Raw genomic sequence first — 20,634 nt, forward strand, 5'->3', positions numbered from 1 at the left:
TGGCAGAGGCTACAAACAGTCATCCTCCGCGCACAACACAGAAGATTAACAAGGGACAGTCGCGCGAAGACCGCGCTCACCCTCCCAATAGCTCTTCAATGAAGTCCTCCTGCCGGTCGAGCGCCGCCTCCCATTCCTTCGGCAAGTCCGCTTCCCGCTCGAGCATCTCCGGCTCTGGTTGCCCGCGCCCGGCTTCCATCGTCCTCACGCTCATCGCGCGCGCTTCGCGGCGCTGCGAGCGATCCCGGACTGGCGCGCGTTCGGCCGGTTTCGCCTGCTCGTCTGCGCCGGCCTCATCGCCACCTTCGCTGCCCCAAGGCCCAACACCCTGCACGCTCGGCGGATAGGGAAAGGGCTTACCTTCTTGGCGGGCCAGCATCTGCTTGAAGAAGGGATCGTCGTAATACTTGATCCGGCTCGCCTTGATCGGGTGCTGGGGCGAGGCGAGGATGATCACCTCGTCGGGGTCCATCAGGCGCGCTTCGGTCTCGGAAAGCAGCGGCCGTTCTTCCAGCCGCGCCGAAGTCGAGGTCGCGCCGAGGATACCTTTGTTGCGGCCATACATCTTGGTCACCGCCTCGCGGGTGGTGCTGCCGACGGCGGCCGAGACTTCCTTCACCGTGCGCTGGTCGCGCGGGGTGATGTAGAGCTTGAGCCCTGCCCCGTTCTCGAGGCTTTCGCGGCCCTCGGGCCCGTAGATCCGGTCGAGCGAAGCCAGAGACTGCGCGATCATCGCGACGCGGCCGCCATAGCTTGCCAAGGAATGGATAGCGCGTTCGAGATAGGGCATTGCACCCATCTGCTGGAATTCGTCGATCATCATCATGACCGGCCAGGGTTCGTCGGGGCCCGGTTCATTCAGGCGGATCGAGGCGATGAGATCGGCGAACATCAGGCGCAGGAGTGGGGCGAGGGTTGCGATGTGATCTTCGGAGACGGCGATATAGAGCGACTGCGGTTGATTCCGAAAAGTCGAGAAATCGAAGTCGCTGGCTTGCGTGGCCGAGCGCACTGCCGGGTTGTCCCACTGCTTGAGGCCCGCGGTCATCAGCGCCTGGATGTTTGAGGTCAGCAGCCGCGACGAGGCAGAGGCCGCGTTGGTCCAGAGCTCGCGCAGGATGTCTTCTTCGGCTTCATCGGCATAGGTCTTGTACTGGGCGTTCTTGTACTCGCCCCCGGCGACGATCTTGTTCACCTCGCCAAGGTTCGGCGTTCCGCGCTGGATCGCCAGCAGACAGGCCGCGACGAAGATCGACTTGCCGGCCTCGGAGAAGGTGTCGAGTTGCTTGTTGTCCTTGTCGAGGAAGAGGTCGGCCAGGATCGAGACCTCGGTGAAGCGCTGCGCGAAGCTCGGGGCCTTGGCGATCCGGGCCAGAGGATTGTAGCGATGCGTGGCATTGGCCCAATCAAACGGGCTGAAGCGATAGACCTCGTCGCCATTCAGCGCCCGCAACCGCGCTGTCTTCTCGAAGTTCTCACCCTTCACGTCGAGCACCACGACCGAACCCGCGAAGCTTAGGAGGTTCGGGATCACGAAGCCGACGCCCTTACCGGCGCGGGTTGGGGCGACCATCATCACATGCGGGATCGTGGTCGAAGAGATGAACTCAGCCTTCGAGGTCGGCGCGCCGAGTTTGCCGCAGACAAAGCCCTTGCCCGGCGCCTGCAACATGTCGTTCTTCTTCAGCTCCGCCTTGGTCTGCCAGTGTGCCGAGCCGTAATCGTCCCGCTCTTTCTTCCAGGTCCAAGCCAGCGCCAGGGTGCCGAGACCGATCGCGCCAAAGCCAACGGCCCCGAAGCCCACCTTGAAGGCTTCGGGATGTACCGCGCGGGTGCTGGCGCTCGCCTTCCAGAGCGCCAACATGTCGAAACTCTGAAACCCCGTTTTCAGGGCCAGGGTCAGGTAGAAGGCGGCAACGATGGTGCCGATGACGGCGCCGCAGATCACACCGAAGAGGAGCGCTGCCCAGAGGGGAAGTGTCTTGGTCATGGTGGTCATCTCCCCTTTAGAATTCCATCTCGTCATCGAGACCGCGGTCCCGACCGAGATCACGCCCCAACTCCTGCACCTCCTGCTGGCCGCGCAATCGCGCCACCTCGGTCGCCTTATCCTGCTGCAACCCGGCAGCGCGGTCGGTGAAGACCTGATCGCCGGTTTCCTCAAACGTCATCTCAAGGAACTCCTGCGTGACGGTGATCTGATCGAGCTTGCTCGGCAGCGCCGCGTCCAGCACCTCGTAGTTGCCGCGGCGAAGCTCGGCCAAGCCTTCTTCGCCCAACTCCTTGAAGAGCTCGGATTGCAGGGTCCGCTCGACCGTCTCTTCCTGTTCCTCGCTGAGCTTGCCGTCGCGCAACATGTGGGCGAGGTCCTGCAGGTAGGGATTGGGCGTCCGGTCGTCCTCGTCGATGAGCGGCAGCGTCGCCTCTTCCTCGTCCGCGAGGGTCCGACCAATCTCGACACCCAGTTCCTTGGCGCGTTCCATCAGCGCGTCCATCACGCCGTCGACCTTCTCGAGCGCGGCGTCGAGTTGGTCGTCACTCGCGGTCTCCACGCTCAGACCGTCCTTGGCCAGCACCGCGTTCATGTCCCGCTCGACCCAGTCCTGTGCCATGCCGTAGTTCCGCGTGCCGCCGGCACTGATCCGCGCCACCAGTTCCTCGCTATCCATCCCGACCTCCTCGGCCCGCTCGAGCACGTCACGCAGCCCTTCGTCATTGCCCGACTGCAGCGCGGCGATCAGAACCTCACTGCCCGCCCCCGGCGGATAGGGTTCTTCGAGCTGCTTGCCGAAGCGCACGCGCAACTCCGGGTCCGGCACCATCTGCGAGAGGTCCGCGATGATCGGCGCGGCCTTGGCCTCGAACGCGGCGCGCTCGGCCGGGTCCAGTTCCTCGGCCTTGAGCCTCAGCGCCTCGATCGTGCGCTCGGAATAGTCGATCGCATCACCGACGGTCTTGATGTCCTTCATGTCTATCTCTCCTTCGGTGAAGTTCCACGGCGTGCCCGAGCCCAGTCCGTCCGCCATGCCGCGCACGGCGCGCGCCATGTGGCGCTGGTCCATCCGGTCCAGCAGATCCGCGAGGTTCTTGTAGTCCTTGGCGAAGCCCACCACCTGCGCCTGCGCGATGGCAGTTTCCTGGGCCGTCATGACGATCTCGCGCGGCAGGCGAGCCTCTTCCTTGGCGCGGTAGATCTCCTCGATCCCGGCGGGCTTCTCGAAAATGCCGCGCTCGAGCCGCGTGGTGGCATCAAGCATCACGCCATAGCGTTCCGCAATTTCAGCCTGCTTCTCGCGCATGAGCTGCGGCGACATCACGCCCTCGGCCCAACACGAAAACCAGGTGCCCTTCTCGACGCCGCGATTGTTCAGGATGATATGCGCGTGCTTGTGCGCCCGGTCGTCATGAACCGCGAGGACATAGTCCCATTGGTCGCCGTATTCACCGCTCTCGAAGAAATGCTCCGTCCAGTCCATCGCGATGTCACGGACCTGGTCGACGGTCACATCGGTAGGGAAGGAGAGCAGCATGTGCGAGGTGAAGCCGAGCTTGGTCGAGCCCCGCCAGGTCCCGGCCCAGTCCTCGATGATGTCTTCTTTCTGCTCCTCAGAAAGCACCGCCGCATCGGTCAGCGCATTGGTCATCGTCGAGTAGGTGTAGACCGCCTTGTCGTTGATGTAGGAGATCTGCGCACCGAGCGAGGCACGCGTCTTGCAGCCCCCGGCCCGGATCCGTTTGAACACCGCCGCGCGGCTCTGACCCGACGCCGCCTTCAGCGCGTTGCGTGCCGACATCGAGCCGACGCGCGCAAAACTCCGCCCCTGCCGACGCCCCGCCAGCCGCGCGTCGATCCGCGCCGCGGCCTGGCCCCGGATGCGCTCATCCTCCCAGAGCCGCCCCATGACCGAGGTGTAGAGGGCGAGCGGATCAGCCATTCCTGACGAGCCTCAATCCGCGCTCGATCGCGCGCGGGTCATCCTCCAGGATCTCGTTCTCCGCCCCCCGCCCTTCTTCTTTTTGCGGCCACTCCTGATGACGCAGCGCCTGCGCCGCATCCTTCATCCGGCCCATCTCACGGCTCATCGACTGCGCCAGATCGAGTAGTTCGATCAGCACCGCGCGGTCCGCCTCCGAGACCTCCAGCCGACCACGATGGACCGCCTTGGCGAGCACCAGTCCGGCGTCGTTCACGTCCCTCGCCTGACGCCACGCGGCGCAGAATTCCGCGACCAGATCGCGAGGTACATCGAGGAAACCACACCGTCCGCGCAGCACCGCATTGAGCGCCTGCGACCGGTTGGCAAAGCCCCGTTCGCGCCACTCCGCATCGAAGGCGTCCAACTCGGATCGGCTGGCTCGGAACGCCACCGTCTCGCTTGGATCGCGCACCGCGATGCCCTCGCCCGCCTCCTCTTTCGCGAGCCGGTTCACGTGGCGCGGGGAGATGCCGAACGCCGCCGCCAGGTCCTTGGCGCTCTCGCCCGCCGCGAAGCGCTTTGCCACTTCGATGCGCTGCTCAAGCTTCAGGTTTTTCGCTGGCCTCGGCACTAGGACGTTCTCCCGCTTCCAGGGAAAAGATGCATGCGCAAACGCGCGCGAGGCAGCGATTGCTCGCAATCGCGTTCGCGTGCGGCGGAGCATTCAGCTTTGCGGGAAACGCCCATCACAGACCCCTCGGACAAAATGTGCAAACATTGGCCATATCCTGCCAACGTCTTCCTTCTCTCTTTTGCTTATACTTCAATACATCACATTGCGCAATATTACGTTTTGCATGATGTGTTTTTTTGCTTGCGATGAGGTGCACTCAAGACCGCTGGGCAGCGCGACATGGAGCGGTGCCGTCCTCATCGATGCGCGACAATCTGGTCGAATAAATCTGCTGAAACTTGCGCTGGAGCAGCACGCGATGTCAGGCAAACCGAGCGCCCGAGCCGGTCACGGATCGGGCGCCAGAAACACGAAAACGGCCCGCGCGGGATGGCGCGTGTCACGCCCGTTTGGGGCGTCACAATGTTGGTAAGGATCAGTGTCAGACCCCTGCGGATCCGAAGACCCGCAGGGGTGTCTGGGTCAGTGACCCAGTCCCTGACTGCGCAGATCGTCGTAGCGGCTGCGGGCGATCAGAGCCTCGGTCTCGAGGCTGTCGAGTGTCTCCGGATGGGCGTCTTCATCAAAGGCGGCGAGGTAGGCATCGAAAGCCATGTCGGCTTGCAGTTCGGCGAGGTCGATGGATTGTTCGAGTGTCATGGTGTGATCCTTTCCGTTGATCGTCGTTGGACGGATCGTGGAAAAGACCGGGGGCATGAGAGCGGGCTGCACCCTGCACGGGGCGGAATGAAATGGAGCACGCTGGGGGCAGGTTTGTTGTGAGCGATGCCCCGCAGCGCTCAAGGCGCCAGCCGTCCAGAAACCTGCCCCCGGCGTTGCCGGCCGCTCGACCCCGGGCTAGCGATCTCTAAGGCCAACAGGTCGACGGAAAGGCGCGCGGCGGTGACTCTGGCGTGAGACGTTGCCCCGGGATGCATGACGTTGATTTGCGACTTCCACCCTCGCGGCACAGGGTGAGTTCGGCGCCCCTGGTAGCTTCGCCAAGACGACCTAGGCGCGGGTTGTTCGACCGACGGAAGAGGTGCGCTTGGCTCGCTCAGTTGGCTCCCAGTTCTCCCTGCGGTCATTCGGTTCCGCCTCCATCGCGCGTGATCCACGCTGTCACTGAACTGAAAGATCGAAGCCGCGCCCGCGACCTATCCGGTCTGACGACCCGCCTCTGCGTCCGCTTCCGAAATATGCCGCGTTCTTCGGACACCGATAGTGCACCGGTCGAGGGCAAATTCCCCCGGAACGAGAAAAAGCCAGACCGCCGGAGCGGTCTGGCCTTTGGCTTAGGCGGCGTCTTTTGGGCCCCAGGGGATCACGGCCTGCAGGGACAGATCGTCCTGGTTCGCGGCCTTGCCGAGGTTGGCGTTGAAGCCGTGGTCGCGGATGGTCAGCGTGTAGTAGTCGGCGCCGGTCTCCTTGTTCTGCTTCTTCCAGATGCCGCCGCACTCGACAAGCTTGCCGCGCGGGGAGCGTCCGAGGACACGGTGCGTGGGGGCCATCGGGTTCGCGCTTGCGACGGGTTCGACCGTGATGTCGAGGTCGAAGGTCAGGGTCGAGATGGAGCCGACGCCCTTGGCGGTTTCGATGTCGGCGCTGGTGAATTTGATGCAGTTCGTGGTCATTGCTCTTCTCCTTGTTTGCGTTGCAATGATGGTCACCTTGCAGCTGGCCAAGGCCCGGTCACACCGAAGGCGAAGCGTAGCGGAGAGGGGCAGGCGCCGGTCTATTTGCTCCGCGCGGAATGGCCCGCAGGGACAGGGGAAAAAGATCGGCGACAACCTTTGTGGACGGGTCGACAGCTGCGACCAGCATGTCATGCAACTCAGACACCAGGAGAAGTGCGGTGGCCGCGAAGAAAGGAGGGTGAACAACCGAATGAGAGAAATGCCTGTGGTGGCGATATTTCTGTCCTCTCGCACCGAGCCGCATCCCGGCCAGTCAGAGCTTTGCTGACCCTGCCTCACGTGCCGCGACGGCTGGTTTCCGTGGCAACCCGATCTGTGTTGTCTGGAAGAGCTGCAGGGAGATCGTCGAAGCCTCGACACCGTTCCGCCCCCCCCGGATTTCGAACGGTCCCTCCACGGCACCCCGTAACGTGCGATCCGCGCAGCACGACCATCACCGGCCTGATGCCAGCTGCGGTCAAGGCAATCCGGCGGTCGTAGAACGCCGTTTGCGACCTATGATGACGGGGCGGCACGGCACGTCCGGCAAAGCAAGGAGCAACACCGGCCGAGACGCGAGATACGAGATCGATGTTGTCACGCGCCCGCCCAAGCGACCGTAACCGGAACGGCCGAGATGAAGCGTTGCCACGACCATGCGACGGCTGGCCGGGCTGGCTCCGGAGGAGACTGCACCGCCAGCAGCACGTCGCAGCGAGAGGCGGCGTTTCAGCTCGGGGCGGGCGGCTGCGTGCAGCCGACCGAGTAGGGCGCGGTCCTGACCAAAGGGCAGGAGGGGCCAATGTTCCCCTTGAATGCTTCAACTTAAGAATCAAAAGTTACTTCAACGGCAGGGCCATTGAGACAGGCGGAACACATTTTGATTGAGCTGAAAATCGAACTTGTTGGCATCAAACCACCCATCTGGCGCCGGATCCTCGTGCCGAATGACATCAGCTTGGACATCCTGCATTCCGTTCTCCAGGGCGCTATGCCTTGGCAAGACTATCATTTGCATGAATTCGAGATTGGCGAAGACAGGTTCGAGGCCCGCGACGAAAGTGACGACAGCTGGGACCCAAACGATGGCCGGAAGGACGAAAAGAGCTTTACTCTTGGCGAGCTGGTCAAGAAAGGCAATCAGTTCATATACACTTATGATTTCGGCGATGGCTGGCGGCACCTCGTCACTGTCGAGAAGGTTAGCAAACCAACCGGAAGACCAGATCTGGACTTTCCCGCCTGTGTTGCCGGAGCGCGAGCGTGCCCGCCAGAGGACTGTGGAGGGCCCTACTCTTACGAAGAGTTTCTCGACGCGCTGACCGACAAACGCCACCCGGAATATCGTGATACAAAGCAATGGGCCGGCGCGTTCGAACCGGAAGTGTTCAGCGTGCAGCAAGCCAATGCTGCCGTCGGTGCGATGTTCGTTTGGGCGAAAGAGTGTCGCGGTCTAAAGTGACTCCTGACGCTGGCTTGGCGCGCGATCCATATGGCGAACCTCGCAACCATTTTGAAGAACTGAGATCGAGGTACCGACGTGACCACAAGCTCGACCATCATGCAGCCGTTGGTGAAAGCATGGGTGGATCAATTCGAAGAAGCGGACCGGGCGGATGCCGCGATCCTCGCGTCCCTCATCCGGCTTGTCCCTGGTGATGCTTTTCGCCGCGATTTGACGCGGGTCCTTGAAGACCGCCTGAGGATCGGTCCCAACCCCGTGGCGCTTTACAACGAAACAGAGCGTAAGAAATGGAAAGGGCAACCCAACCGTTTGTTTCCCGAGACGTCCCGCGCGAGTAAAATTCAAAAAGGGAAGAAGACTGTGCGCGCATATGGCCGCGTCGGACCGCCGCTGGTGCCTCGTCAGCGACAGGTCGCCGAAGAAATAGGCAGTGAAGGGGTTGTCGCCAACGTCCTGACCCAGTTGCACAAGCGCCATCGAAGGTCGATCCTTCTCAACCCTGGGGCCGACATAATTCGCGAGAAGCGCGCGCGCCGGTTCGTTCTGGTAACGGACTTCATCGGAAGTGGAGATCGCGTCATCAACTATCTCAATGCCGCATGGAGGCTGCGGACAGTGCGCAGCTGGTGGTCGAGGCGCAGTCATTCCGGCCTTTGTTTCGAAGTGGTGGCCTACGCAGGGACAGAAGCTGGGGTCGAACGCGTAAAGGATCACGCCTCATCGCCCACCGTCAGCTTGGTGACACGATGCCCAACAATTCAAACGGTCTTTCCCCGAGGAAAAGTCAGGCGGATGGAAGAGCTGTGTCGTCGCTATGCGCCACCAGGGTCCAAACCCCTGGGCTATGGCGAAGTGGGGGCGCTTTTGGCGTTTGATCACGGCATGCCGAACAATGCACCTTCGATGTTCTGGAAGGATGCAAGAAGATGGTCGGCGCTGGTACCGGAGCGTGCATCCAGTACAGCTGGTTCCCCCTACCAAGAACCGCACACGCCAGAGAAAGAAAGAGCGCGTATTGAAGCGTCTGCCAAGGCGTCGGATACCGGGGCAATTCTGCGCCCGACGAGCTTGGAAACGATCATCCTGTCTGCACTGCGCCGATCTCCCCGTCATTCCGAAGCGATATCGGGTCGTCTCGGCATGAACATCGATGATGTGTGCGAAATCCTTGACCGCTTGAAAGGTTGGGGTTGGATAAACGCGTCGCATCAACTGACCGAACGAGGGCGGATGGTTGCGTCACGACTGATTCGCCAAGACCGCAAGAGCCCCCTTCCCCAAGGCGACGACACGATGTACTTTCCGAATGCGTTGAGAGCGCCACGCGATGTCTAGTGGTTGCCGGGGTAACGACCGGCACCGTTGGTGTCACGTCCTGCCCGCAGGAGGTGATGCCTGGGCCGTCGATTGCGATGGGCTCACGGTCAAGCTTTCGCTTGATGCTCAACTTGATCGAACCGCACGACCTTGCGGTCGCCGCAGCGGTAGGCTGACTTGCGATCCGATCAAGCTCACCCTGAAGGGTGGATAGTAGATGCGAACGTGGAACTCTCAACGCTACTTCGCCGAAGGCCTTGCGGCAGGAGTGGATGAATCCATCCTCAATAATGCAATCGCGACAGCTGAACACACATTGCGGCAGCCAAGTCCCGGCCCGCCGATCCTCACCCTTGGCCATCTGGGGCATTTGGCGGGCGTCGATGTCGGTATTTTGAAAACATATGCCTCAAGGCAGGATGCGGACCCTTATCGGGAGTTCTCGATCCGCAAGCGCCCGATCCCGGGCCAACCTCCGCGCTATCGAACAATTGCCGTGCCTGAGCCGCCCTTGCTGAGAGTCCAGACTTGGATCGCGTCCGAAGTCCTGCGCCACGCACCCTGCCATTCGGCGAGCACGGCGTTTGCACCAGGGTCTCGGTTGGCCCAGGCCGCGGCGCGCCACTGCCGCGCAGTTTGGATGGTCAAGATTGATCTGCGGAACTTCTTCGAATCGCTGACTGAAATCGACGTGCATCGGGTGTTTTTGGAGCGGGGCTACCAGCCGCTGGTCGCGTTTGAGCTTGCGCGCTTGTGCACCCGTCTCCGCGACAAACATCGCAACGATACTGCTGTCTTGCCTCAGCGACGAACGCCCAAGTTTCGGCACTCGTCCTTGACATCGCTTTATCCACGAGACCTGCTTGGCGTCTTGCCGCAAGGCGCACCAACCAGTCCAATGTTGGCCAATCTCGCAGTGCGCGACCTAGATGAAAGACTGACTGCTATCGCGAAGACCTTCGGCGTCCGATACTCGCGCTATGCAGACGATCTCACCTTTTCAACGACACGAAAGTCGTTTGGAAGATCCCGCGCACATGATCTGGTAGGGCGAGTCTATGAGACCCTGGCTGCTCGAGGACTGGCGCCGAACCAATCCAAGACGACGATTGTTTCTCCGGGAGCACGGAAAGTCGTGCTCGGCCTTTTGGTGGACGGAGACACGCCGAAGCTGACCCGCGATTTCCGCTCGCGGCTTCGAAAGCACCTGTATCACATAAGCGCTCCCGATCAGGGGCCGGTTCAACATGCAGCGCGGCGCGGATTCGCCTCCGTTGAAGGCCTCCGCCAACATCTGTTGGGCCTGATCGCGTTCGCCGGTCAGATCGATCCGGTCTATGCGGCGAAATGTCGGGCGATTTTAGACTCGTCAGATTGGTCGCAGACAAGGAGGTGAATTTAATCTGTTCGATGGGCGTCTTCTACCTACGGATTTTCATCAATTTGGAGAAGCTTCTGAGCTCAAATCACCACCGGAGAACCTAGAAGGTCTTTCCAGCCTGAGATCGCACTGATTTTGAACCGGTCCTGTGAATTAAGTGTCGGCCTTCTGCGTTGCTCCAGTATCTCTGAAATCCCAGTCACTTCATCAGACTGTTCGGGCCGCTATATCACCGCGCGTTTGGCCAAATAGGTGCAGACCGCGCAGGCTACACTGACAACCAGCTCGGCCTCTGGCGTATCAACCTGCTGTCCTTCCAACCCGTGACGAGCGTTGTTGGACGCATAGCCCCACAGTTTCTCGGCTGCGGTATCAAGAGGTTTTGGAAGGTCCAATCGCTTTACAAGCTGGCCGAATGTTGCTTTGGAATCGCCGGCCAGATCCCGCGCGGTCGCTTCCATCGCTGCGCAGGCATGCTGGATTGCCCCGGTCACATCCGGCTCTGGCCGCCGAGAAATATCGCGCAGCGCTTCGTGGATCTCGCGTGCGGCGGCACTGCGCCCGGTATGTTCGAGGATTTCGACGGCCTCTTGTGTCGCGCCGGTAAATGCTTCGGAGCCGCGATAGACTATCTGGCCGTCGTTCATATGCCAGCCGATGCCATTTTCGACAAAAAACTGGTTCAGCCGGCCATCGAACCTGCTTGCATTGTCGTTGAACCCTTGCGCGAGTGCCGTATGGAACGCTTCAGCAATGTCATAGACCTTGTACCAAGGACAGTCGGCAAGTAGCCCAACGACCTCTTCCCAGATGTTGGGGTGCTCCGACCAGTTGTTCCGGTCAGGCGGGACGAGCAACACCTGACAGATGATCCGGCGCATGGCGGACGGGCTCATGCCGATGTCCTGCCCAATCAGCGGGATCGCATAGCGCAGGTTTTCGGGCGCGTCCTCGTGAACGGTTATCTCCGCGGCTGCGCTGCGGTAGCCGTGCCGGTTCGAAAAACTCTCTGCCATTCTGCCAATCCCCTACGCTATCGGCACTGTGTGCAAATGGGCTTCGATCGCCTTGATCGCATCCGCGGTCAGCGGCAGGTTTCCCTTTTCGGCCTGCCAGTGCTCATGGAAGCGCGCGACAGTCTCGCGTGCGGTTCCCAGAACCAGCTTCTCGGATAAACCGGCGTTTGCAGCCAGGTGCGACAGCTCGTCCTTCGAGAACCCGGAGAACTTCTTGGTGCGGCTAAAGGTGAGCGCCGCCTTGTCGTCGTCTATGTAGGCAATGGTCGAAACAAAATCGTAACACGGCGCGAGCGCTGCCTGCCTACGATCCGGATAGATCAGCGACCAGTTCTTGAGGTGCATGTCGGCATTGCCGATCAGCACATTGAAAGTCAGCCGCCGGATAAACTCGGCGATGTCGGCCTCTCCGCATTCAGCGGCCAGTACCTGTGCGATGTTGCGCTGGCTTGCCTTCTCGTACTTGTCCTTGGGATAAACGCGAAAGACCTGCGCGAAGTCTTCAATGTGAACAGCGCTGCCATCACTTAGACGGTCAAATCTTTCGACCGCCAGCGCCTGACCGCTGACCTTATCCATGCCCTCGGGCAGGTTGCCGATGTCGGCAACATCGATCAGCCTTATCGGCGGAACATCCATGCCGCAGAGACGCGCGAGCGTCATCATCGAGAATTCATTCTCGGGGACAGCATCGAAGCCTTGCGCTGGCAACTTGACGATCCAGGAGCCGCCGACCCCCTTGGCCGGAATCGCAAGACCGCCTTGTTTGTCTCCCAAAGCCGAGAACTTCAACTGAACGCCTGCCAGCGAGAACCTCAGCGCCTGATCTCGATGATCATCGTGATGATCTTCACCATCATCAGCGTCGGGGGGCCACGCCTCACCATCGGCGGGCCGAACAGTGACCGCACCGGGAAGGTCCTCGCCGAGAACCCAGAGCAGGAAAAATTCACGGACGGGCTTCACGCCCGCGCGCTCGGCGAGATAGTCTCGCATGTGACCTTCGGGCAGAAGATTGGAGAAGAAGGGCAGCAGGTGCATGTTCTGCGTACCGAAATCAGTGGTCAGTTCCCCAAGCTCATTCTTGAAACCGAGGCTCAGAACCGGCCTGCCCGCATCGGCGACATAGCCTTCAGAGAAAGCAAAGAGCGAGGTATCACCGCTGACCCGCGTCAACGTACCTATCGGCTCTCCGTAGAGCAGGACTTCAAGGACACTGACATCAGCCATGATCGTCACCATCCAGACGATAGGCCGGACGCGGTAAGGATGGTGCAGATACACCCGCCCCATGGGCGAGTGCGTTGCGCAGCATGCGCAACTGGCTCTGCGCCTGCTCGACCGCTTCCAGATTGCGCGGATCGCTCAGGAACTCCTGCATGGCAGCAGACGCTTCTTGCAACTGAACAACATCATCGGCTGAAAGCTTGAAGTGCATCAATTCGCGCGCCCGGCGCTGCAACTCCTGAACGACAATCTCAGAGAGCGTTTCACTGGGAAGCGCTGCTATCTGGTCATCAAGGCGCTGCAATAGGTTCGTCGCCTTACGCGCGCTCTGAACGTCACGGTGACCATCATCATCACCGCGAATGATCGCCCGAACGGCAGGCAGCTTCTTGCGCGGGACCAGAGTCAATTCCAGATCAAGTACACGTGCAAGCTCGACCAGGCTGGACAGACGCAGATCGACCGCCCCGTTCTCGATCTTGGAGATGTGGCTCTGTGGAACCCCAGCCTTCGCACTGAGCGCGCGCTGAGAGATCCCTTTGCGTTCCCGCGCGGCTTTGAGCGACTCTGCGATGTGCTCTATTGCGTAACTCATGATCTATCTTGCTGCTTCGTTTGCCATCTATGATATTCATAAACATATCACTCACTGAAGCAGACTTCAAGATTGATGTAGAATTCTACATCAAGGCATGCGCGTGATGTTCTTTTATGTATCAAACGCCAGAGAAGTCACTTGCCGAAAAAAGATCCGCTGGAAACTTGGGAGCTTCGAGGATCGACGATCAGATGCTCTTAACAGCAGCCACGGAGCCGACGGCGTGCTCCGTGTGCAGCTTCTAAATGTACTTCCGATAGTCACTGCTGACCTTTTGCCCCGAGGGAACGTATTTCAACACGTCACCAACCTTACGGGCTGCTCGGATCGGAATCGGCAAGCGTTGGTTCATCTGGGTCGAGTTCCAGTTCACCTTCGTGAGGCTGAAAACTTCCTTCGCAATCTGTTCGATCGTGCTCTCGCTTTGCGGGTGCGGACAGAGCAACAGGGGGTTCGGGACATAGAGGCCAGGATAGGTCCCATAGTAGGGAATGCTGCCGTTGGTATAGAGCAGCCCATTGCCGTCCAGTTCAACGAAGGTGCCGCGGAGGACAGGGAAGTCGCCGTCGCGCAGCACCTTGACTGAATAGCTCTCATGAATCCAAACGAGATCGCGCAGTTCCACACCTGCCTCGTCGAGCGCCTTGCCAACACCCTCGGCCTCGTCCTCGCGAAAGCGCGACGTCTTCATGACGATCACGCGTGCCGGCATCGTTCTATGGACCGACTTGTAGGCGGCCAAGGCGCTCTCGGTAAGCTTGTGAGCCTCATCGATAGTGAGGAACGGGTGGCGACCCCGCGACTCTGACTGCGCAGGACCGCCTCTAAGAATGAACCCTCTGCCCCGCTCGTCGAACATTTGCGCAGCACTGGTCCATATCTCGTCGGTTTCGGCATCCTTGAAAAAGCTGATGCCAATGTAACAGGCGGTGAACTCGCCTTCTTCCGGCAATCTGCGCCAGGGCACCTTGCCGCTGCCCTTGTAGTAGAGCGTCGTCATGAGGTTCCATGCGAGGTCAGCTCGATCTTGGGTTTGGCGGTCAGAGTTCTCCTTGATCTTGCGAGGGATCTTGGCATCGGGGTTGATGACATCCTCCCAGACAATCTGAATTGAGAATCTGAGGTCCATCGCTCTGGCCTTGAGCAAGCCACGGAAGTTCGGAGAGGTTTCTCTGCCAGCTTTCGCGTCGGCCGCTTCGCCCTCTATACCTTCGTCATCGCGCGCCCGCTCGTTTCTCCAGACCCGTTCGATCAACTTGACAGGGAGAGAAACCATGACCACGTCCGGCCGTTCATGATGCGCCTCCAACTTTTCCAGTTGCGCCATAACTGCGTCGACGGCTATCTCCACAGCACGCGCATCGCTCGGTTCCTTGGCAATCTTCTCGATCTGACCTTTCGTCAGCACTCCATCTTCGGCAGCCACCATTTCAAACCGGCACCGATAGGGGTTCTGGTTTCTCAACCCAGGGAAGTCCGGGTGCAGGTTCGGGTGCTTTTCGGTCTTACCCTCGAACCCATCTTCGATCGCATTCAGAAACTCGCCTGATTTTTCGACGGTCAGAGCGCTGCCAACAACGCCGACTTTGATCGTGTCCCCCAGGTTCGTTTGCAACGGGCCCGCCTGTAGCAACCCCAATCGTGGATCAGGATGATGGTGTTGGTCACCAAATTCCAGTTCAGGCTCCGGGAAGATCTTTGTCTTGAAGTCGCTCATAGGTCAAAGCTGCCTTGTTCATTCGAGCCGGACGGCTTCTTCGACTTCTGCGCCTTCGCGCCCCACACGTCCTCGGGCACACTCTTTGGCAGTTCGATGGAAGGCGGGTCACCAAACTTGATGATACGATCCGTCTTGGTGTCGGGTGCCAGCAGTTCGCCGGCATCTTCAAATTCCATACCTGACAGCAATCGATGCCACATGATCACCTGGCCTCGAACGGTGTTGTTTGTGTCGAGGCGCTTCTTCCCGGACAACAAGGCATCCGGATAGTTGAGCGCGCGCTCTCCATCCGAAGTGAAATAGTAGGATGGGTTGATGATCAGGTACCATTGGTCCGCCAAGCGCTCGAACCGGGGATGGAATGAATGGTGCCGCACATAGTCGATGGGCCCCTCCCCCTTCGACTTCTGATAGACGCTGACAACGTCTGCCTGTGTCTTCTGCTTCGCACCAAGATAGCGAAACTTGCGCGCGACGCCTCCAGGTGTTGGCAAGAAGTAGAACTGCTTTTTCTTTCGGTCCCATCCAAGCAAATCCCGAAAGTCATGGCCCAGAGTATGTCGCAACAGACCCGCAAATTTGTATTGCTGATCCACTGCGTCGTGTTGTGCCAGAAAGTCGGTTTCGATCCGTTCGACCTGATCCCGTTCGACCAGGTCGCGAACGGGTGTGGTTAGTGGGTCGCAGAATGTCCAAAGCGAGGTTTCATCGACCATCCAATCGTACCGCTGGCCGTCCCGGACCTTATTCATCCGGGCGAGCGCCTTCTGGGTAGAGAGCTGTGTCTGTGCGACGAAGATTTCCTCAGGAAGCTGCAATGGCACCATGTTGATGATCGCTTCCTCCCCTCCCCCAAGTGGCGGGACGTAGTAACCGTGTCCTTGCTTGGCGACGGTCAGGGCAGCGAGGTGATTCTTCGCACGTCCGTCCAAGACGTCGCGCTCCTTGTCGAACTGCAATGTGCGTTCGGCCTCGCCAACGAGGTTTTCGAGCGATTTCCAGAAGAACGTGTCATCTGATTGCCTGTAGAGAACAAGGATCACGGGTAGGTTGGAGCCGCGCCAGTAGTCGAAATCTGAAGCGCGGACACGATAGGTGAAACCGGCGTCCGTCTCGCCGACATAGCTGCCACGCTCAGTAGCCTTGACCTGAACGGCAATCATCTTCGCTGTCGGCTGATCATCGTCCATCACCTCAGCGATGCCGTCTATCCCCGCTTCCAGCCGTGAACGCCCATCGAATTGGAACCCAATTCGCAAGAATTGAAGATTAGCCGCCTTCTCCCCGATTTCGCCAATGCGCTGACTGGCAGTAATCTTCTTGTTCACGCCAATAACCCGTACCTTCCATATGAAAGAGATAGCACTTCAATCAGCGTTTCGTAAGGCCTCGGATACTACATGTAGGCCATGATGGATTGAATGATCGCAGATGAACTGGGTAGGCGACCCTTGGACTGACCGGTCAATAGGTCTATCAAGCTTTCCCGACCAGATTTCAAAACGACTGACGTTGTCCTCACGATGGAATTCGTTGCTGCCGACGATGATGCCCAGAGGTAGATTCCGCGAGAGCAAAGTCGGGATGAATTCTATGCCGAGGATTCCAGTTCGTCAGCCGACGCCCACTTGAAGCAGCTACCCCACAACCCCCGCATCCTCCAACTGCTCCCGATCGGGAAGATCGTGCAGACTCTCCAACCCAAAAGCGACCAGGAACTGCTCGGTGGTGACGAAGGTATAGGGGGCCCCTCGCCTGGGCGACTTTGGCCCGGTCCCGATCAGGTTGCGCGAATGCAGCCGCCCTATCAGGTCGCGGCTGATCTCCTTGCCGAAGATGTCCTTGAGCCCGTCGCGGGTGATCGGTTGATGGTAGGCGATGGCGGCCAGGACCGCGACGTCGAACTCGCTCAGATCCAGAAACTGGTTCCCGACATCTGCCGCTGCGCGGATCGCGGGCGCGTAGGCGGCCCGCGTCCGGAACATCCAGCCGCCAGTGACCCGAGCGATCTCGAAGGCCCGCCCTTCCAGATCGGCGGCAAGGTCCTCGACCAGCAATTCGACCGAAGCCGCCTGCCCCACCACGCGGGCAAGGTCTTCGCGCGGCACTGGCGAGGCACTGGCGAAGAGCACGGCCTCGATCCGGCGCATCCATTCCCGCCAGCGCAGCTCGGGCGGCAGATCGGACAACTCGCGGTCAAGCTCAAGTTCGGGGCGATCCTTGGCCATCACTATACCCCGTAAAGCCGGAAGGTGTCCCGCCCGGTCAGCTCGCGCACAGCGCCGAGGTCGACCAACCGATCGCAGAGCCGCCGCGCGGCGCGATCCGGCAAGGGCAGCGCCGAAGGGGCAACCGCATCGCTGGTCAGGAACAACTCGACCGCCTGCCCTGCCCCCTTGGCCCGGAGTTTCGGCGCGACGGATTTCAGATGCGTCGTTCGGCGCTCGAGGTCAGCGGCAAGGCGCACGGCCTCGACTGCCGATGAGACGAGCGCCCGATGACAGGCGAGACGCAGGTCTTCGCCATGCTTGCGCAGGTCGGCGCGTTTCAGGGCTGGGGCCAGAAGCGGCACGAGATGATCCCAGCCGAGTGCCTGAGCGAGGGCCGCATCCGCGAGGATCAGTCCTACTACATCTGCGCGCGGCACCTCGTGCAGTACCGCCTCCAACACCTTCGCGGCCCAGGTTACCGGCGCCCCTTTCCCCACATCAAGCCACGCGGCAATTTGGCGGAGGTCGAAGCTGGGCAAGGCTCGACCCAGAGCCTTGATCGATACCGGCCGTTCCACAGCGCGTCGCCAGGCGAGGCTAGTTTCGCCCGCCGGTCCGGGCAGATCGCCGGGTCGCAGCAGGTGCACCGCGTCGCGCAGCTCCCCTGCCCGCTCCGGCCGCCCAGAGAACGCGATACAAGCCTCGGCCGCGCGCAGCGCGAGCCGGTCCCGAAACAAGGCTTGGGGCACCTCCGCGCGTCCCAACATAAGATGCAGGTGGTTCAGCGCCGAACCCGACAAAAACGCAACATCTTCAAGGGTTTCAGCGCGTGCAGAGGTGACCCAGGCGGGCATCCGGGGTAACGTGTCGAGGTCGACGATGTGATCCGGCCGGGCAAATGTCATGCCTGCAGCCTATATCAGCGCGGCGCTTTCTACCAGAAAATAGCACATAAACCGCCCCACCTTGTCGCTCGCAGTCATGTCCAATAAGTTTGCATTATCGGACACCAAAGAATATGCTCAGCGACATGTCAGAAAACAACGAGAAATCGATCTCAAAGCCGCCAAATGGGCCTTCGGTCAGCGAGAACAACGAGAGAGATCATCCCAGCAGCGAGGCTTTGAGCCTTCCTTCCTTTGTGGCTGGTTCAGGCACGCTCGATCGGCTGGTGGATACCGCGCGCGACTATGCGCGCGCCGCGGCCTCGGACAATACGCTGAAGGCCTATGCGAAAGACTGGGCGCATTTCGCGCGCTGGTGCCGGATGAAGGGCGCGGAGACTCTGCCCCCGTCGCCCGAAATGATCGGGCTCTACCTTGCGGACCTGGCGTCCGGAGCGGGCCCCTCCCCTGCCCTATCGGTCAGCACCATCGACCGCCGCCTGTCGGGCCTCGCCTGGAACTATGCGCAGCGCGGCTTTGCCCTCGATCGCAAGAACCGCCATATCGCCACCGTGCTGGCCGGGATCAAACGCAAACACGCCCGTCCGCCGGTGCAAAAGGAAGCGATCCTGGCCGATGACATCCTTGCGATGGTGGCCACCCTGCCTTTTGACCTGCGCGGCCTCAGGGATCGCGCGATCCTGCTGCTGGGCTACGCCGGCGGCCTTCGTCGCTCGGAAATCGTCAGCCTCGATGTCCACAAGGACGACACGCCGGACTCGGGCGGCTGGGTTGAAGTGTTCGACAAGGGCACCCTGCTCACCCTCAATGCCAAGACCGGCTGGCGCGAGGTCGAGATCGGCCGCGGCTCCAAGGATCAGACCTGCCCTGTCCATGCGCTCGAACAATGGCTGCACTTCGCCAAGATCGACTTTGGCCCAATCTTTGTCGGCACCTCGCGGGACGGCAAGAAGGCGCTGGAGACACGCCTCAACGACAAACACGTCGCGCGCCTGATCAAGCGCACCGTGCTCGACGCCGGCATCCGGTCGGACCTGCCTGAGAAAGACCGCCTGGCGCTGTTCTCCGGCCATTCGTTGCGCGCCGGTCTCGCCAGCTCCGCCGAAGTCGACGAGCGCTACGTCCAGAAACACCTCGGCCACGCTTCCGCCGAGATGACCCGCCGCTATCAGCGCCGCCGGGACCGGTTCCGGGTGAACCTGACCAAAGCCGCCGGTCTCTGAGCCCCTGCCCTATCACGCCGCCTGCCCACTGAGCCTACCATAGAAGCTGCGCTCGAGATGCAGCTCCCCTGCCCCGGCCTTCTCGACCATGCCCCGCAGATAGCCGCCCGGCGAGGCAACCTCGCCCGCACTGTGCTTCTCGAAGACGAGGGCAAACGCGGCCGTGGCCACCTGGGTGCCCATTCGGTCCTGCGCCACGTTCCAGGCATGCTCAGAGATCCCGATCATCGGCCTGAGTTGACCGGCAACCCGGTGCAGATCGCCCCAATCTTTCAGGAATCCACCCAAATTCCGCGCCCAGGATGCGAATTCCGGACAGGCCTGCATGATTGTCGGCAGATCGAGCGCTGTCCGCTTCTTGCGTACCTCGGCAACCCAGTCTTCCAGCTCCCTATCAACCCGCTCTTCGGGTTGGGCATTAGGCACCACACCCGCCGCTTCCTCTTTTTCAGAGGAATTACTAGTTACAGGATTAAGTTGGTTTGTAATTAGTATATGAGGTTCAGAAATGACCTCCCTGGGGTTCATTTCTTGAGTCTTCTTCGTGACTTGGGCGTGTTTATCATCGGTGTTTTCCACAGGTTTTGTCGCAACAGTCGCCTTAAGATAAGCCGCCTCGACCCGTTCTTGGAGTTCCTTGAACCATGCCAATAGCCGCTCCAACTGCTCTGAAGCTTCATGACGGCGCGGAAGTCGTTCCAGAAGCTCCTCAAAAAGCCCCGTGAATTGCCTCCAGGGCCCACGCAGAGCGCTGCTGAGAGCTGCCTCGATCCGGGCTCGGATCATCCGGCGCGCCACAGTGATCTGGCGCTTCAGGCGTAGGCAGAGCTCGCGTTCAGCCTGCAACTCAGCATGAAGCTCCTCGAACTCCTCGACACGGGCTGAGAGCGGCGACAGATCGAAGCCATAGGCCTCGACGATGCGGCCATCGACGTCTCTGCGGCCCCACCGCTTGCCATTGGGGCTATCCTGGAAGGAGATCACGCCGATCTCAGCAAGGCGCCGCGCGTGGCGCTTGAGGGCAGACAGCGAAAAACCCGTTTGCTCCATCAGATAGGCGTTCGACGCCCAGACGATCGGACGCTGCCCCTCCTCCCAGTCCTGGGCCTGGGTAAAGGCCCCGAGCGTGTCGAGGAGCAACATGTCTCCGGCCTTCAAGCCGATATGTGCCCCCACGCGCTTAAGTGCCACGAATGCCCGTGTTTTGGGTACTGCTACCCGTTCACCGGCTTGGGCAAGTTGCTCAGCAACCCCAAGACCCGGTGTCGGCTTGCGCCAACCTGTATGTTTCATGCCTGTATCTCAC

Annotated in this window: 17 protein-coding genes; 4 read left to right on the top strand and 13 right to left on the bottom strand. The window is 60.6% G+C overall.

Annotated features, from left to right (window positions below; translation table 11 throughout):
* Positions 1–76 precede the first annotated feature (76 nt).
* From ACRARE_RS20815 to ACRARE_RS20835, 5 genes are all read right to left on the bottom strand, one after another.
* On the bottom strand, positions 77–1,990 hold the full coding sequence (locus ACRARE_RS20815) for a type IV secretory system conjugative DNA transfer family protein (protein WP_027246185.1): 1,914 nt from the start codon (positions 1,988–1,990) through the stop codon (positions 77–79).
* Between the two features lie 16 nt (positions 1,991–2,006).
* Positions 2,007–3,935, bottom strand: a complete 1,929-nt coding sequence (locus ACRARE_RS20820; protein WP_432658382.1) for a relaxase/mobilization nuclease domain-containing protein — start codon at positions 3,933–3,935, stop codon at positions 2,007–2,009.
* Positions 3,928–4,548 carry a helix-turn-helix domain-containing protein gene (locus ACRARE_RS20825; protein ID WP_432658385.1) on the bottom strand — a complete coding sequence of 207 codons (621 nt, stop codon included), beginning with the start codon at positions 4,546–4,548 and terminating at the stop codon, positions 3,928–3,930. The genes ACRARE_RS20820 and ACRARE_RS20825 overlap by 8 nt, the downstream gene beginning before the upstream one ends.
* Positions 4,549–5,073: 525 nt before the next feature.
* Entirely contained in the window at positions 5,074–5,250 is a 177-nt protein-coding gene (locus ACRARE_RS20830; protein ID WP_165198475.1) for a hypothetical protein, read from the bottom strand.
* A 635-nt stretch (positions 5,251–5,885) separates the two neighbouring features.
* Positions 5,886–6,224 (bottom strand): DUF736 domain-containing protein, encoded by a 339-nt coding sequence (locus ACRARE_RS20835; protein WP_008335621.1) that lies wholly within the window; start codon positions 6,222–6,224, stop codon positions 5,886–5,888.
* Positions 6,225–7,146: 922 nt separating this feature from the next.
* Between ACRARE_RS20835 and ACRARE_RS20840 the strand changes: the two genes are divergently transcribed.
* The 3 genes from ACRARE_RS20840 to ACRARE_RS20850 all read left to right on the top strand — a co-directional run bounded on the left by ACRARE_RS20840 (position 7,147) and on the right by ACRARE_RS20850 (position 10,444).
* The gene (locus tag ACRARE_RS20840) at positions 7,147–7,728 is read left to right on the top strand and encodes a plasmid pRiA4b ORF-3 family protein (protein ID WP_200813253.1); all 582 of its coding nucleotides are present in this window, start codon (positions 7,147–7,149) and stop codon (positions 7,726–7,728) included.
* A 78-nt stretch (positions 7,729–7,806) separates the two neighbouring features.
* Entirely contained in the window at positions 7,807–9,066 is a 1,260-nt protein-coding gene (locus tag ACRARE_RS20845) for a phosphoribosyltransferase-like protein (RefSeq protein WP_139199595.1), read from the top strand.
* Positions 9,067–9,265: 199 nt separating this feature from the next.
* A complete protein-coding gene (locus ACRARE_RS20850) occupies positions 9,266–10,444 on the top strand; it encodes a reverse transcriptase family protein (protein ID WP_050772053.1) in 1,179 nt (392 codons plus the stop codon).
* Positions 10,445–10,653: 209 nt separating this feature from the next.
* Here the strand turns inward: ACRARE_RS20850 and ACRARE_RS20855 are convergent, their stop codons facing one another.
* From ACRARE_RS20855 to ACRARE_RS20885, 7 genes are all read right to left on the bottom strand, one after another.
* Positions 10,654–11,445, bottom strand: coding sequence for an AbiJ-NTD4 domain-containing protein (locus ACRARE_RS20855; RefSeq protein ID WP_008335632.1), 792 nt, complete (start codon positions 11,443–11,445; stop codon positions 10,654–10,656).
* Between the two features lie 12 nt (positions 11,446–11,457).
* Positions 11,458–12,675 (bottom strand): type II toxin-antitoxin system HipA family toxin, encoded by a 1,218-nt coding sequence (locus ACRARE_RS20860; protein ID WP_027246249.1) that lies wholly within the window; start codon positions 12,673–12,675, stop codon positions 11,458–11,460.
* Positions 12,668–13,267 (bottom strand): helix-turn-helix domain-containing protein, encoded by a 600-nt coding sequence (locus ACRARE_RS20865; RefSeq protein WP_008335637.1) that lies wholly within the window; start codon positions 13,265–13,267, stop codon positions 12,668–12,670. Before ACRARE_RS20865 ends, ACRARE_RS20860 begins: the two co-directional genes overlap by 8 nt.
* Positions 13,268–13,511: 244 nt before the next feature.
* Positions 13,512–14,987 carry an argonaute/piwi family protein gene (locus ACRARE_RS20870; RefSeq protein WP_008335638.1) on the bottom strand — a complete coding sequence of 492 codons (1,476 nt, stop codon included), beginning with the start codon at positions 14,985–14,987 and terminating at the stop codon, positions 13,512–13,514.
* On the bottom strand, positions 14,984–16,318 hold the full coding sequence (locus tag ACRARE_RS20875; RefSeq protein WP_008335641.1) for a DUF4365 domain-containing protein: 1,335 nt from the start codon (positions 16,316–16,318) through the stop codon (positions 14,984–14,986). Before ACRARE_RS20875 ends, ACRARE_RS20870 begins: the two co-directional genes overlap by 4 nt.
* Before the next feature lie 309 nt (positions 16,319–16,627).
* Positions 16,628–17,218: an SMC-Scp complex subunit ScpB gene (scpB, locus tag ACRARE_RS20880; RefSeq protein WP_027246250.1), complete on the bottom strand. Its 591-nt coding sequence runs from the start codon at positions 17,216–17,218 to the stop codon at positions 16,628–16,630.
* A 2-nt stretch (positions 17,219–17,220) separates the two neighbouring features.
* Positions 17,221–18,105, bottom strand: a complete 885-nt coding sequence (locus ACRARE_RS20885) for a DUF1403 family protein (RefSeq protein WP_008335645.1) — start codon at positions 18,103–18,105, stop codon at positions 17,221–17,223.
* Positions 18,106–18,218: 113 nt separating this feature from the next.
* On the opposite strand from ACRARE_RS20885, the gene ACRARE_RS20890 reads away from it, so the two are divergent.
* On the top strand, positions 18,219–19,328 hold the full coding sequence (locus ACRARE_RS20890; protein ID WP_008335646.1) for a tyrosine-type recombinase/integrase: 1,110 nt from the start codon (positions 18,219–18,221) through the stop codon (positions 19,326–19,328).
* A gap of 12 nt (positions 19,329–19,340) precedes the next feature.
* Here ACRARE_RS20890 and repC read toward each other — a convergent pair whose 3' ends face one another.
* Positions 19,341–20,621, bottom strand: a complete 1,281-nt coding sequence (gene repC / locus ACRARE_RS20895; protein WP_081940158.1) for a plasmid replication protein RepC — start codon at positions 20,619–20,621, stop codon at positions 19,341–19,343.
* Positions 20,622–20,634: the final 13 nt, after the last annotated feature.

Origin of the sequence: Pseudooceanicola aquaeponti (assembly GCF_050897975.1) — a bacterium.
Taxonomy (GTDB): domain Bacteria; phylum Pseudomonadota; class Alphaproteobacteria; order Rhodobacterales; family Rhodobacteraceae; genus Pseudooceanicola.

Excerpts from the sequence above, each read along its gene's own strand:
- ACRARE_RS20835 (WP_008335621.1), bottom strand. The coding sequence starts at position 6,224 with ATGACCACGAACTGCATCAAATTCACCAGCGCCGACATCGAAACCGCC.
- ACRARE_RS20850 (WP_050772053.1), top strand. The coding sequence starts at position 9,266 with ATGCGAACGTGGAACTCTCAACGCTACTTCGCCGAAGGCCTTGCGGCA.
- scpB (WP_027246250.1), bottom strand. The coding sequence starts at position 17,218 with ATGGCCAAGGATCGCCCCGAACTTGAGCTTGACCGCGAGTTGTCCGAT.
- ACRARE_RS20820 (WP_432658382.1), bottom strand. The coding sequence starts at position 3,935 with ATGGCTGATCCGCTCGCCCTCTACACCTCGGTCATGGGGCGGCTCTGG.
- ACRARE_RS20885 (WP_008335645.1), bottom strand. The coding sequence starts at position 18,105 with ATGACATTTGCCCGGCCGGATCACATCGTCGACCTCGACACGTTACCC.
- ACRARE_RS20830 (WP_165198475.1), bottom strand. The coding sequence starts at position 5,250 with ATGACACTCGAACAATCCATCGACCTCGCCGAACTGCAAGCCGACATG.
- ACRARE_RS20860 (WP_027246249.1), bottom strand. The coding sequence starts at position 12,675 with ATGGCTGATGTCAGTGTCCTTGAAGTCCTGCTCTACGGAGAGCCGATA.
- ACRARE_RS20870 (WP_008335638.1), bottom strand. The coding sequence starts at position 14,987 with ATGAGCGACTTCAAGACAAAGATCTTCCCGGAGCCTGAACTGGAATTT.
- ACRARE_RS20815 (WP_027246185.1), bottom strand. The coding sequence starts at position 1,990 with ATGACCAAGACACTTCCCCTCTGGGCAGCGCTCCTCTTCGGTGTGATC.
- repC (WP_081940158.1), bottom strand. The coding sequence starts at position 20,621 with ATGAAACATACAGGTTGGCGCAAGCCGACACCGGGTCTTGGGGTTGCT.
- ACRARE_RS20855 (WP_008335632.1), bottom strand. The coding sequence starts at position 11,445 with ATGGCAGAGAGTTTTTCGAACCGGCACGGCTACCGCAGCGCAGCCGCG.
- ACRARE_RS20890 (WP_008335646.1), top strand. The coding sequence starts at position 18,219 with ATGCTCAGCGACATGTCAGAAAACAACGAGAAATCGATCTCAAAGCCG.
- ACRARE_RS20865 (WP_008335637.1), bottom strand. The coding sequence starts at position 13,267 with ATGAGTTACGCAATAGAGCACATCGCAGAGTCGCTCAAAGCCGCGCGG.